Below are 12,412 nucleotides of genomic sequence, written 5' to 3' on the forward strand. Positions count from 1 at the left end.
AGATCGTAAAAAAAACGTTGATCGAAAATCGCACAGCAAACTTCAAAGGGTTGTCTATGCTCGCTGGGTTGAAGCCGAGCCAGAAGGAGGCGGTCGGTTCGGCTGTGTTGTTCATTACTCAAGGAGAGTTCTCATGGCACTGCATCGCATCAAGCGTCACGGCGCAACCGACCCGGTCTTTGGTTCATCCGCTCTGGATCACGCCGCTGCGACCCAGTTGTTCCCCCAGGCCGAACAGTCGGCGCATGAGGTTTACCAACTGGTTCACGACGAGCTGTATCTGGACGGTAACTCCCGCCAGAACCTCGCCACCTTCTGCCAGACCTGGGCGGAGGACGAGGTTCACAAGCTGATGGACCTGTCGATCGACAAGAACATGATCGACAAAGATGAGTACCCACAATCAGCAGAGCTGGAAAATCGCTGCGTCCACATGCTGGCTGACTTATGGCACTCCCCGGACGCGGCGAGCACATTGGGCACGTCCACTGTGGGGTCTAGCGAAGCGTGCATGCTCGGAGGGCTGGCAGCGCTCTGGCGTTGGCGTGCGGTGCGTAAAGCCGCTGGCAAATCGACATCAACCCCGAACATGGTGTGTGGCCCGGTGCAGGTGTGCTGGCATAAATTCGCCCGCTATTGGGATGTAGAGATTCGCGAAGTCCCGATGTCTGAAGGGCATTGGTTCATGACCCCGGAAGACCTCGACGGCCGGGTCGATGAAAACACCATCGTGGTCGTGCCGACCTTTGGCCAAACCTTTACCGGTTTGTATGAAACGGTAAAACCGCTGGCAGACGCACTTGATGAGCTGGAAAAACGCACGGGCCTGAGCGTTGATATGCATGTCGACGGTGCAAGCGGTGCATTTCTGGCACCCTTTTGCGCGCCCGATGTGCTGTGGGACTTCCGTGTTGATCGGGTTAAATCCATCAGCACGTCAGGTCACAAATTCGGGTTGGCGCCCTTGGGGGCAGGCTGGGTGATATGGCGTGATGCGAAAGAACTGCCAGAAGGGTTGATCTTCCACGTGAACTACTTGGGCGGCGATATGCCGACTTTCGCCCTGAACTTTTCGCGTCCGGCGGGGCAGATTATTTCCCAGTACTACAACTTCTTGCGCCTGGGGCGTGAGGGTTACGAGCGTATTCACTCGCAGTGCTACGCAACGGCGCAGTTCCTGGCGCGTGAGCTGGTCAAGATCGGCCCGTTTGAAATGCTCTTTAATGGTGATCCGCAATTGGGCATCCCGGCACTGACCTGGCGTTTGAAACCGGGCGCGAAAACCAGTTACTCGCTTTATGACCTGGCTGACCGCCTGCGCATACGCGGCTGGCTGGTACCGGCGTATAGCCTGCCAGCGAACGTTGAAAACGTAGTGGTTCAGCGGATTCTGGTGAAGCAGGGCATGTCGATCGACATGGCGAAGTTGCTGCTTGAAGACTTTGCGCGGGACATCAAATTCTTCGAAGAACATCAGCCCCACGGCTTTAAAGGCCGTGAGGCTGAGGCGGGGAATCACGCGGGGCGTTAGCCCTCCTCGGGATTTTTCGTAGCAGTTGCCGAGCTTGCGAGGCTACGTCCGATTGCGTAGCAATCGTAAATACTGACACTCCGAAGTGCTTGATTTTACGACTGCTACGCAGCCGGACGCAGCCTCGCAGGCTCGGCAGCTGCTACAAGCGCCACGGTGTTAATGCAGTTTCAGGCGCGGCTCGGTGCCGCGTCCGATCCTGCTGCCGAGCATCAGCATCAGCGTGCGGAACGTTCCGTATAGCGCCATCTGGTGCATGCGGTACAGCGAAATGTAGAACATCCGCGCCAACCAGCCTTCCAGCATGACGGTGCCCATCAGGCTGCCCATCAAGTTACCCACAGCCGAAAAACTCGACAGCGAAATCAGCGAGCCATAATCGCGGTAGTGGTAGTCAGGCAGCTGCGATTGACCTTCAAGCCGCAGTTTTAGCGATTTGGCCAGCAGCGATGCCTGTTGGTGAGCCGCTTGTGCGCGAGGTGGAACCATTTTGTCGGTGCCCGGTTGCGGGCATGCCGCGCAATCGCCAAAGGCAAAAATGTTCTCGTCGCGGGTGGTTTGCAGGCTAGGGCGTACCACTAATTGGTTGATGCGGTTGGTTTCCAGCCCCGCCAGGTCCTTCAGGAACCCAGGGGCACGAATCCCGGCGGCCCACACTTTCAGGCTGGCCGGGATCACTTTGCCATCGGCGGTGTGCAAGCCGTCGGCCGTGACTTCACTGACAGCGGAGTTGGTCAGCACCGTCACCCCAAGCTTCTCCAGGGTTTTATGCACAGGCCCGCCAATACGCTCAGGCAAGGCAGGCAGCACCCGCGGACCAGCTTCGATCAGAGTGATGTGCATGTTTTCGGGCTTGATGCGGTCCAGGCCGTAAGCGGCCAGTTCGTGAGCCGCGTTATGCAGTTCGGCGGCCAGTTCGACCCCGGTCGCCCCAGCGCCAACGATGGCCACACTAATGGTCTCGACGGCATCGGTTTGCCCGGCATGCGCACGCAGGTAGTGGTTGAGCAATTGCTGATGAAAGCGCTCAGCCTGTTTGCGGGTATCCAGAAACAGGCAATGCTCAGCCGCGCCCTTGGTGCCGAAATCATTGGTAGTGCTGCCCACAGCAATCACTAGCGTGTCGTAACTCAATTCGCGCGCAGGCACCAATTCTTGCCCGTTTTCGTCGAGGGTTGCCGACAATGAGATCTTTTTCAGCTCGCGGTCTAACCCGCTCATGCGCCCCAGCTGGAATTCGAAGTGATTCCATTTGGCCTGGGCCACATAGTTGAGTTCGTCTTCGGACGAGTTCAGCGAGCCGGCTGCGACTTCATGCAGCAGCGGTTTCCAGATGTGGGTCAAGTTGGCATCTACCAGTGTGACGCTGGCTTTGCCGCGCTTGCCCAGGGTTTTGCCCAGGCGGGTCGCCAACTCCAAACCGCCAGCGCCGCCGCCGACGATAACAATACGATGGGTCATAGGTATCACTCACAAGGCTTAAAAAAATCAGTGCGCGCGTTACCCGAGCGAGCGCAAGGCAGCTCAAAGCGTCGGATAACTTAGAAATTGGCATGCTGCTCATCATCTGGATTCAGGTGGCAGGGGCATCGAATTATTGCCTCGTCAGATAGACGTTGCAGGATGTGTGAAAGCTACAGCATTAGATCCATCGGAATCAAAGCCAGAATAACGTTTGGGACCCAAAGCTTCGACGCGCAGTTTGTCGTGTAGACGAGCGGGGTGGTTTTCAATTAACCGCGTCGGGTTCACAAACTGATGCCTACATCAAAAATAATGCTGCGGCCCAGGTTATTGCGCAGAAAGTCCGGCGCATCTGGCTGTGCAAACAACACGCGAGCAAAGGTCGGCCCCACCAGTGACAGTGAGCGCCAGCCTTGACGTAAATATTCGGTGGGCGGTGGAAAGTGGCTGTTCAGGTCCAGCACTTCACGTTTGAGGCTGGAAAAAGCAATGATGTCCAGTTGCCCCAAATCGATGTCGCGCTCTTGGTAGTTCTTGGCCTTCTTGTGCAGCGTGGGGCCCAGTCGTTGCAGCAGTTTGCTGGCTGGAATCCGCTTGGGCCGTGCTTCGCGACGTACCAGTTGGCTCAGCGAATACGCGCTGCGACGGCGCTGGAGTTCTTCTCGCCACTCATCGTTCAGGCGTCGGCCTTCATCGAGTACAAAAAAAACTTCAAAGCGCGCGTCGCCAAACAACACATCGGGCGGCTCCTGACTGGCTTGCATGAAGTCTTCGGTGTGATACGCAATGTTCAGGCCCTGGAGCAGGCGCTGGCATACCCAACGTTCCCGCTCCCATTTGCGGGCATTGGATAGAAAGGCATTGGCTTGTTCGGCCTGGATCGTAAGCAGGCGCAGGTAATCAGAATCATCCATGTACGCATCTTAGGCGTGCGTCAGCGCTCGCGCGAATTCAATTCGCTGAATTCAAGGCCGAGGTGGATCACTTGGCTCGGTTGAGTTCCTTTATCAGCGCTTTGTAATGCGCCACATGTTGCTTCACATACGTGTCCAAAGCTTTGCCAGTCGTGGCTGCCAGCACGGGCTCCGCAACGCGCTGGCAGCCACGACAGTGTTGTAGGTGACTGCTCCAACTCCGCCGGGCTAAGCCTTATTCTTTTTCAAGCAAACCTCTGATCATCATCACCAGAGGCGAAGCGTGTAACTCACCAGCAGCCTGACCTCGTCGGCATCACGGGCAAAGTCTGAGCGATACGTCGCATTACGCAGCCGCACCGCAACGTCTTTCAACGCTCCGCTTTGCACCACGTATTTGATTTCGCTGTTGCGCTCCCACTCTTTACCGGTGCTGCCATTGTTCAGCTTCACATGGTCGCCACTCACATAACGGCTCATGAAGCTCAGGCCAGGAATGCCCAGTGCGGCGAAATCGTAGTCGTAGCGTGCTTGCCACGAACGTTCTTGAGCGCCTGCAAAGTCATTGATCTGCACGAAGTTGACCAGATAAGGATCGCTGCCATCGACATAAGGGAATGCCGTGTCACCGGACATGTGCTGGTAGGCCGCGCTGAGCTTATGGCCATTGAGGCCGTAACCCAGCATGCCGTTGAGCGAGGTGTTATCGATTTTCCCGCCGCGTGCCTGACCTTGATCATCGCTGAAGGCGGTCCGCAGATCGCTGGTGAACGTGCCAGGCCCCAGTTTTTGCGCCGAGGTTAGTCCCACAAAATGCTGGCGGTAAACGTCGTCGAGTTGGGCAAAGTAGTAGCTGGCGAGGGTTTTCTCGCCGAGTTTGTAGCTCAGGCCCGCTGTATCGAAATGCTTGCCAGATGCGCTACCCAGAAAGCGACTGTTCTTGTTGTTCAGGGCGATGTCTTCCCAGTGGGTAGCATCGCGGTCCTTGGCCTTGTCCAGACGTGCGCCGGTGAACGTCAGGTTCTTGATCTCCTTTGACGTCAGCAGACCCCCCTCAAAGGTTTGCGGCAGGATACGCCCGTCGTTGGGTTTAAGAGTGGGCAGTTCCGGGATCAATGTGCCGACTTTTAACTCGGTCGCGGAGACCTTCACCTTGGCGGTGACCCCCAGTTTGGAGTACTCGTTCACTGCGCGACCGTCATGATCGGTCGGTAAAAGGCCGGTGCCCGTGCGGTCCGGGCTGGAGTCAAGCTTGACCCCGAGCATGCCCAAGGCATCGACGCCGAATCCGATGACACCGTCGGTATAGCCGGACTCAACGTTGAGCATGAAACCTTGCGCCCACTCGTCTCGTCGTGACTGCTGCGCGCTGGTGCCATCGCGAAAGTCGCGGTTGAAATACATGTTGCGCGTTTCAAAGGTGGCGCTGCTGTCTTCGAAGAAAGCGGCGTAGCCAAAGGGGGTGAATCCAACGAGTGCGCTGGCAAGAGCAGTGGATTTCAGGCGCAGGGTACGGGCAGGCGCGATGGCCTGAGGGTGCATGAATGGCATCTTAGAGGTTCCAATATTGTTCTTATAATTGCCGAAAACACGTCGAGGTGTTTTTCGGTGGCGCTGCAGGGTGTGTGGTTTGCCACCTCACCCTGAGACGATGCTAAGACCCAGAGCTTTCGATAACCTTTCAATCGTGACAAGAGATGTCACTTCTGTAGCCGCTGCCGAAGGCTGCGATAAGGGCCGAAGGGTCTTCGTATTCTTGGGGAACGCGACCCCTTCGGGCTCGATCGCAGCCTTCGGCAGCGACTACGGGGTGTTGTGGTTAATGCCGCGTGTCTGGTAACTCGCCTGAAAACAAATCATCTTCAGCGTCCGGGCTGACCGGGATTTTGTGCTCTTCGCTGGCCCAGGCGCCCAGGTCAATCAACTTGCAACGGTCCGAGCAGAAAGGCCGGAATTCGTTGGCGCTTTTCCATTCCACTGCACTGCCACAGGTGGGGCAGTCTACGATCATTGGTTTGCTCATGGTTGGCCTCCGCACAACGTTAAATAAAAGTGATGCAGACGCTCAACTTCGGTTTTAAGCGTCTTTAAGTCGGTGTCGTTTACCAGTACGTCATCCGCATGGCGCAGACGTTCTTCTCGGCTGGCTTGGGCGTTGAGGATAGCCTGCACTTGCGCTTCACTGGTGTTGTCACGCCGCAATGTGCGCTGAATTTGCAAGGCTTGCGGCGCATCGATGACCAGCACGCGCTGGGTTGTCGCGTGCTGGCCGGACTCGATCAGCAGCGGCGATACCAAAATGGCGTAGGGCGATTGAGCTTGAGCCAGGTTGTGAGCAATCTCCTCACGGATCAGCGGGTGCAGCAACGCTTCAAGCCAGCGGCGTTGCTGCGGGTCGCTGAAGATCAGACTGCGCAACGCGCCACGATCCAGTTGCTTGTCGGCCTGGAGCACGCCATTGCCAAAGTGCTGCACGATGCTGTCCAGCGCCGGACGTCCCGGTTCAACCACCCAGCGCGCCGCATCATCAGCGTCCACCACGTGAACACCTAAGGCTGCGAAGTGCTCGGCAGCGGCGCTTTTGCCACTGCCGATACCGCCGGTCAGGCCGAGAATCCAGGGTTTGGAAGATGAGGTATTCATTTCAAACCGAAAGCTGCCAATAGAAGCCGGTTATTTGACCACCCCAGAGCAATGCAATCCAGCCAGCAATTGCCAGATACGGTGCAAAAGGGATGGGCGTTGAGGTCTGTGCACGGCGCAAGCCCAAGAGGCTCAGCCCCACCAGTGCGCCCAGCAGTGATGAGAGTACGACGGTCAACGGCAAAATCTCGACGCCGCCCCATGCCCCGAGCATGGCCAGCAGCTTGAAGTCGCCGTGGCCCATGCCGTCCTTGCCGGTGAACAGTTTGAACAGCCAGAAAATGCACCACAGGCAGGTATAGCCCAGCGCTGCGCCCCATACGGCTTGCGGCAGGCTGGTGAACGTATCGGCACTGTTGAGCAGCAACCCCAGCCAGAGCAACGGCAGCACCAACACATCAGGCACGATCTGATGTTTGAGATCGATCAGGCAAATGCCGAGCAATCCCCAGGTCAGCACCAGCATCCAGCCCGCCTGCGCGCTAAAGCCCAAATGCCAGGCAATAAACGCCGACAGCAACCCGCACGTCAGTTCGGTGGCGGGGTAGCCCGCGCTGATAGCGGTTTTACAGTGCGAGCACTTGCCGCGCAGCAGCAGATAGCTCAGTAGCGGAATGTTTTCCCAGGGCCGCAATGGATGCTGACAGTGCGGGCAATGGGAGCGGGGCAGCATCAAGTTATACACAGGGCCCTGGGCCGGGGCGGGCAGCTCAAGCAGTTCACGCGCCTGAGCCTGCCAGTCCTGTTCGAGCATCTTGGGCAGGCGCCACGCCAGCACATTGATAAAGCTGCCCACCAACAGGCCAAGCACCAGGGCACAGGCGATAAAGGCGCCGGGCTGAAGGGTTAAAAAATCAATCATGCTCAAATCACTTGGCCCAGTTTGAATATCGGTAAATACATGGCAATCACCAGCCCACCCACCATGACGCCCAAAACCGCCATGATTGCCGGTTCCATTAACGTTGTCAGGTTATCGACCAGGCTGTCGACCTCGTTCTCATAATAGGTGGCAACGTGATTAAGCATGTCGTCCAATGTGCCGGATTCTTCGCCAATAGCTGTCATCTGAATCGCCATGCCCGGAAACACCCCGGCAGCGCTCATGGCGACATGGATCTGGCTACCGGTTGCCACGTGTTGCCTGAGCCGCTGCACAGCCTCGCTGTACACGTTATTGCCCGTGGCACCGGCTACAGCATTCAAGGCGTCGAGTAACGGAACCCCGGCGGCAATCGTGGTTGATAACGTGCGGGCAAAGCGGGCAATGGCTGACAAGTGCAGCAGCAGGCCGATTAGCGGCAGCTTGAGCAGCCAGCGATCAAAGCGGTTACGCAGGGGTTGAGAGTGTTTATAGCGATGTCGAAAGCCGGCAAGCATCAGGCAAACACCACCGAACAGCCACAAGCCGTATTGCGTCAGCCACTCGGACAACGCGATCACGCTTAAGGTGAACGCTGGCAGTTGGGCGTCAAATGAACTGAAAATGCCCTGGAACTGCGGCACCACTTCAATCAGCAAAATGGCGCTGACCAGCAGAGCCACCAGCAATACGGCGACAGGGTAGGTCATGGCCTTTTTGATTTTCTTTTTCATCGCTTCGGTTTTTTCTGTGTAGGTCGCCACTCGCTGTAGCAACACATCCAGAGCCCCGGCCTGTTCGCCCGCTTCGATGAGGTTGCAAAACAGCGCGTCGAAGTGAGCCGGTTTTTTACGCAGCGCCGATGCCAGGTTGGTGCCAGCACTGATGTCTTGTTTAAGTTCGGTCACCAATTGGCGCATCGCGGGATGCTCGAAGCCTTTGGCTATCACCTCAAGGGCCTGTAGCAATGGGATTCCGGCTTTGATCAGGGTGGCCAGTTGGCGAGTAAACAGTGAGATTTGCAGCGCTTTGATCGGTTTTCCCGTGCGTGGCTCGCGGCCACTATGGCGCTGGATTTTACCTGCGGTAATACCTTGGCGGCGCAGTTGGACCCGGATCATGGCGTGGCTGTCGGCGGTGAGTTCGCCCCTGACATGAACGCCGTTGAAGTCAGTGCCTTCCCAGCGATAAACACTGGTTTTAACGGTCCGTGTTGCCATGCTGTTGTCCTTGAAGAGCGGAGTGCTCTGTTGTGCTTTGGGCCCCAAAGCGTAGATGCCTTGATCCATGAACTGCCCACTGGAAAGTGTCCAAAGGTGTCCGCTGCGCAGTTGTGGAGCATCTGCCCGCTAACCTTGATAGCCTGTGCGCACTTTTTTGGCCGCTCAGCATGGTTTTGGCGTCTGGCCGCTGGGCCACGTCCCACTTTTTGGAGGCTTCACGTGAAACAACAACACGGCTTCACCCTGATCGAAATGATGATCGTGGTTGCGATCATTGGCTTGATCGCCTCGTTCGCTTTTCCGGCGTATCACGAGCACACCATGAAAGTCCGTTTTGCCGAGCTGAACACCATCAGCAGCCCCTACAAAACGGCGGTAGCCCTGTGCTACAGCGAAAGCAATGACTTGAGCGTCTGCGATGCAGGCACCCACGGCATTCCGGCCCCGGCCGCGCCCACTGACAATCTGGCGAGCATGACGGTGATTGATGGCGTGATTACCATGACCGGCACTGAGGCGGCGGGTGGCTGGACCAGCGTTATGGCACCGGCACTGAGTGGTTCTGGCAGCACGTTGGTGTGGACGCAAACCGGTACCTGCCTGGAAAGCGGGGCCTGTAAATAACCTTATTCACGACAATACTGTGTAGCCGCTGCCGCAGGCTGCGATAAGGGCCGCAGGACCTTCGCTCTGCATTCACATCGCAGCCTGCGGCAGCGACTACAGGTTTTGTGGCGCTGACATTGACGTCCGAAAATGGCGAGAACTGGCAAAAATGCGGTGCTATTCTCGGCCCCATGAGCACACATGACAGCCTTTCCTCGCCCAGCACCGCCGCCTGCGAAATCGCCCGTTTAAGCCGCGACGCGCGATTTGACGGGGTGTTTTTTACCGCCGTTCTCAGCACCCGAATCTACTGCCGGCCCGTATGCCCGGCGCGTCCGCCCAAAGCCGAAAACGTGGTGTATTACCCCAGCGCCGCGGCCGCTCAAGCCCAAGGCTTTCGCCCCTGTTTGCGTTGTCGGCCCGAGCTTGCGCCAGGCAACCAGCTGTGGCTGCACGGCGAGCATTTGGTGTCGCGGGCGCTGAAGCTTATTAATGAGGGGTATCTGGCGGATCACTCTCTTGAGGAACTGGCCGAGCGCATGCACATCGGCGCCCGGCAGTTGCGCCGCCTGTTCGTTCAGCACCTGGGCGCGCCGCCGATGGCTGTGCATGCCACCCAGCGCTTACTGTTCGCCAAGCAATTGCTGACCGAAACAGATCTGTCGATCACCGAAGTCGCAATGGCTTCAGGCTTTGGCAGCCTGCGGCGTTTCAATTCGGCGTTTGCCGAGGCCAATCATGCTGAGCCTCGGGCTTTCAGACGCAGCCCCAAAGCCCGTGGGAACAAGGCACTGGTGCTGCGTTTGGGCTATCGCCCGCCGTATGACTTCAAAGCGCTGCTTGGGTTTTTGCAGACTCGGGCCTTGCCCGGCATCGAACAAATTGACGCTCATGGCTATCAACGGGTGTTTGGCGATCCGCTGGCGCCCGGCTGGTTGCGGGTCAGTGAGTGGCCGGGTGAGCAGCACGCGCTGCAACTGGAATTGTTGAATGTGCCGCCGAGCCAAATGCTCAGCGTGGTCACGCGGATTCGGCGGATGTTTGATCTGGATGCCGACCCGCTGGCCATTGCTCAGACCTTAAGTGGCAGCCCGTTGCTGGCGCCGGTCATCGAACGCTATCCGGGCCTGCGTCTGCCGGGCGGCTGGGACGGTTTTGAAGTGGCTGTTCGTGCGGTACTGGGTCAGCAAGTCAGCGTCGCGGCGGCGCGCACCCTGGCCAGCCGCATCGTGCAGCGCCATGGCATTGCGATTGAGCCGGTTGCAGGGTCGGATTTGAATCGGCTGTTCCCCGGCCCCGAACAATTAGCTGACGCGGACATGGGGCAAATGGGCATCACTCAGGCCCGGATCGACACCCTCCAAGGCATTGCCCGTGCCTTGCTCGACGGGCGTGTGGACTTTGCCCTTGAGCAACCGCTGCAAACGTTTATCAACCGTTGGGTGCTGTTGCCGGGCATCGGTGACTGGACCGCGCATTACATCGCCATGCGCGTACTCAAACACCCCGATGCTTTCCCGGCAGCGGACTTGATTCTGCGCCGCGAGGCCAACCCGCTCGGGACGCCAATGACCACCAAGGCCCTGCAAACACTGGCTGAAAGCTGGCGCCCGTGGCGCGCCTATTCCGTGATGTATTTATGGCGTGCAGCCAACGACTCGGCGGCTGCACGCAAGGAGTCAACATGACGCAGATTTACTACGACCCACTACCGTCCCCGATCGGCCCACTGTTTTTGGTGGCCGATGATGATGGCTTGCGCGAAATACGTTTCGAGTTGGAGCGTCGCCCACATACACCGCTGGAAGGCTGGGCGCATTCGCCGCAAAAGCTGGCGCCTGTACGCCGTCAGCTCGAAGAGTATTTCGCGGGCGATCGCCAGACGTTTGACCTGCCGCTCAAGCCGTTGGGCACCGAGTTCCAGCAATCGGTCTGGCACGCACTGACCACCATTCCCTATGCGACCACTACGAGCTACGGCCAGCTATCGCAACAGATCGAGCGCCCCAAAGCCTCGCGTGCGGTAGGTGCTGCGAATGGCCGCAACCCGATTCCGATCATCATCCCGTGCCATCGAGTGATCGGCAGCAATGGCACCCTGACCGGTTTTGCAGGCGGCCTGGCCGCCAAACAATGGCTGTTGGAGCATGAAGAAAAGTGCCAAGGGTTTGCCTTGGTCTGACAAAGAAACACACCCCCGTAGGAGCGAGCTTGTCTCGCGATCTTTTGATCATTTAAAAGATCGCGAGGCAAGCTCGCTCCTACACGGAGGGGGTTAGATACTCAACCGCATCGACAAATCCACCGCTTTGACATCTTTGGTCATGGCACCAATCGAGATGTAGTCCACGCCGGTTTCGGCAATCGGACGCAAGGTGGATTCGTTGATCCCGCCGCTGGCTTCCAGCTTGGCTTTGCCAGCGTTGAGGCGTACGGCTTCGCGCATGTCGTCCATGCTCAACTCGTCGAGCATGATGATGTCGGCGCCCGCATCCAGCGCTTCCTTCAGTTCACTCAGGCTTTCGACTTCGATCTCCACCGGCTTGCCGGGGGCGATCTTGTGCGCGGCGCTGATGGCTTGAGCGATGCCGCCGCAGGCCGCGATGTGGTTTTCCTTGATCAAAAACGCGTCGTACAAACCAATGCGGTGGTTATGGCAACCGCCACAGGTCACTGCATATTTTTGCGCCAAGCGCAGGCCCGGCAAGGTTTTGCGGGTATCGAGCAACTTGACCTGGGTGTCTGCGACTTTGTCGGCCAGCGACTGTGCGTGCGTCGCAACGCCAGACAACAGTTGCAAGAAGTTCAGGGCGCTGCGTTCACCGCTGAGCAGCGAACGGGCCGGGCCTTCAAGGTGAAACAGGATCTGGTTGGGGCTCACGCGCTGGCCATCGACGACTTGCCAGTGCACGGCAACCCGAGGATCTAGCTGGCGAAATACGGTATCCACCCACGCGGTGCCGCTGATGACGGCAGCCTCGCGAGTAATGATTGTGGCTTTGGCCAGACGTTCGGCCGGAATCAGTCGTGCAGTGATGTCGCCGCTGCCAATGTCTTCGGCTAACGCACGGCGCACGTTGGCTTCGATTTCGGCAGTGAGGTCGGCCAGATGTAAATTCGGCATAACGCGCTCCACAAACAAAGTGCAGCGATTATATGTCTATGCCGC

12 protein-coding genes are annotated in these 12,412 nt (G+C 58.0%); 4 read left to right on the forward strand and 8 right to left on the reverse strand.

Annotation, left to right across the window (positions count from 1 at the left end; genetic code table 11):
- The first annotated feature begins 133 nt into the window (after window positions 1–133).
- Window positions 134–1,531 carry a glutamate decarboxylase gene (locus tag RHM56_RS01630; protein ID WP_322237903.1) on the forward strand — a complete coding sequence of 466 codons (1,398 nt, stop codon included), beginning with the start codon at window positions 134–136 and terminating at the stop codon, window positions 1,529–1,531.
- A 159-nt stretch (window positions 1,532–1,690) separates the two neighbouring features.
- On the opposite strand, the gene RHM56_RS01635 is transcribed toward RHM56_RS01630, so the two are convergent.
- The 7 genes from RHM56_RS01635 to RHM56_RS01665 form a co-directional block, all read right to left on the reverse strand.
- On the reverse strand, window positions 1,691–2,992 hold the full coding sequence (locus RHM56_RS01635) for an NAD(P)/FAD-dependent oxidoreductase (RefSeq protein ID WP_322237905.1): 1,302 nt from the start codon (window positions 2,990–2,992) through the stop codon (window positions 1,691–1,693).
- Window positions 2,993–3,279: 287 nt separating this feature from the next.
- Window positions 3,280–3,909 carry a DUF1780 domain-containing protein gene (locus RHM56_RS01640; RefSeq protein ID WP_322237907.1) on the reverse strand — a complete coding sequence of 210 codons (630 nt, stop codon included), beginning with the start codon at window positions 3,907–3,909 and terminating at the stop codon, window positions 3,280–3,282.
- A gap of 267 nt (window positions 3,910–4,176) precedes the next feature.
- Window positions 4,177–5,460, reverse strand: coding sequence for an OprD family porin (locus tag RHM56_RS01645; protein ID WP_322237909.1), 1,284 nt, complete (start codon window positions 5,458–5,460; stop codon window positions 4,177–4,179).
- A gap of 268 nt (window positions 5,461–5,728) precedes the next feature.
- Complete coding sequence (gene yacG, locus RHM56_RS01650; RefSeq protein WP_322237911.1) at window positions 5,729–5,932, reverse strand: DNA gyrase inhibitor YacG; 204 nt, start codon at window positions 5,930–5,932, stop codon at window positions 5,729–5,731.
- On the reverse strand, window positions 5,929–6,552 hold the full coding sequence (coaE, locus tag RHM56_RS01655) for a dephospho-CoA kinase (protein ID WP_322237913.1): 624 nt from the start codon (window positions 6,550–6,552) through the stop codon (window positions 5,929–5,931). The genes yacG and coaE overlap by 4 nt, the downstream gene beginning before the upstream one ends.
- Before the next feature lies 1 nt (window position 6,553).
- Window positions 6,554–7,414, reverse strand: a complete 861-nt coding sequence (locus RHM56_RS01660) for an A24 family peptidase (RefSeq protein WP_322237915.1) — start codon at window positions 7,412–7,414, stop codon at window positions 6,554–6,556.
- Between the two features lie 2 nt (window positions 7,415–7,416).
- Window positions 7,417–8,634 (reverse strand): type II secretion system F family protein, encoded by a 1,218-nt coding sequence (locus RHM56_RS01665; protein ID WP_322237917.1) that lies wholly within the window; start codon window positions 8,632–8,634, stop codon window positions 7,417–7,419.
- 222 nt (window positions 8,635–8,856) lie between these two features.
- Between RHM56_RS01665 and RHM56_RS01670 the strand changes: the two genes are divergently transcribed.
- From RHM56_RS01670 to RHM56_RS01680, 3 genes are all read left to right on the forward strand, one after another.
- The gene (locus RHM56_RS01670) at window positions 8,857–9,261 is read left to right on the forward strand and encodes a pilin (protein ID WP_322237919.1); all 405 of its coding nucleotides are present in this window, start codon (window positions 8,857–8,859) and stop codon (window positions 9,259–9,261) included.
- A 173-nt stretch (window positions 9,262–9,434) separates the two neighbouring features.
- Window positions 9,435–10,931: an AlkA N-terminal domain-containing protein gene (locus RHM56_RS01675; RefSeq protein ID WP_322237921.1), complete on the forward strand. Its 1,497-nt coding sequence runs from the start codon at window positions 9,435–9,437 to the stop codon at window positions 10,929–10,931.
- The gene (locus RHM56_RS01680) at window positions 10,928–11,425 is read left to right on the forward strand and encodes a methylated-DNA--[protein]-cysteine S-methyltransferase (RefSeq protein ID WP_322237923.1); all 498 of its coding nucleotides are present in this window, start codon (window positions 10,928–10,930) and stop codon (window positions 11,423–11,425) included. Before RHM56_RS01675 ends, RHM56_RS01680 begins: the two co-directional genes overlap by 4 nt.
- Window positions 11,426–11,518: 93 nt before the next feature.
- Here the strand turns inward: RHM56_RS01680 and nadC are convergent, their stop codons facing one another.
- A complete protein-coding gene (gene nadC / locus RHM56_RS01685; RefSeq protein ID WP_322237925.1) occupies window positions 11,519–12,367 on the reverse strand; it encodes a carboxylating nicotinate-nucleotide diphosphorylase in 849 nt (282 codons plus the stop codon).
- Between the last annotated feature and the right edge of the window lie 45 nt (window positions 12,368–12,412).

Origin of the sequence: Pseudomonas sp. CCC3.1 (assembly GCF_034347405.1) — a bacterium.
In the GTDB taxonomy this organism is placed as follows: domain Bacteria; phylum Pseudomonadota; class Gammaproteobacteria; order Pseudomonadales; family Pseudomonadaceae; genus Aquipseudomonas.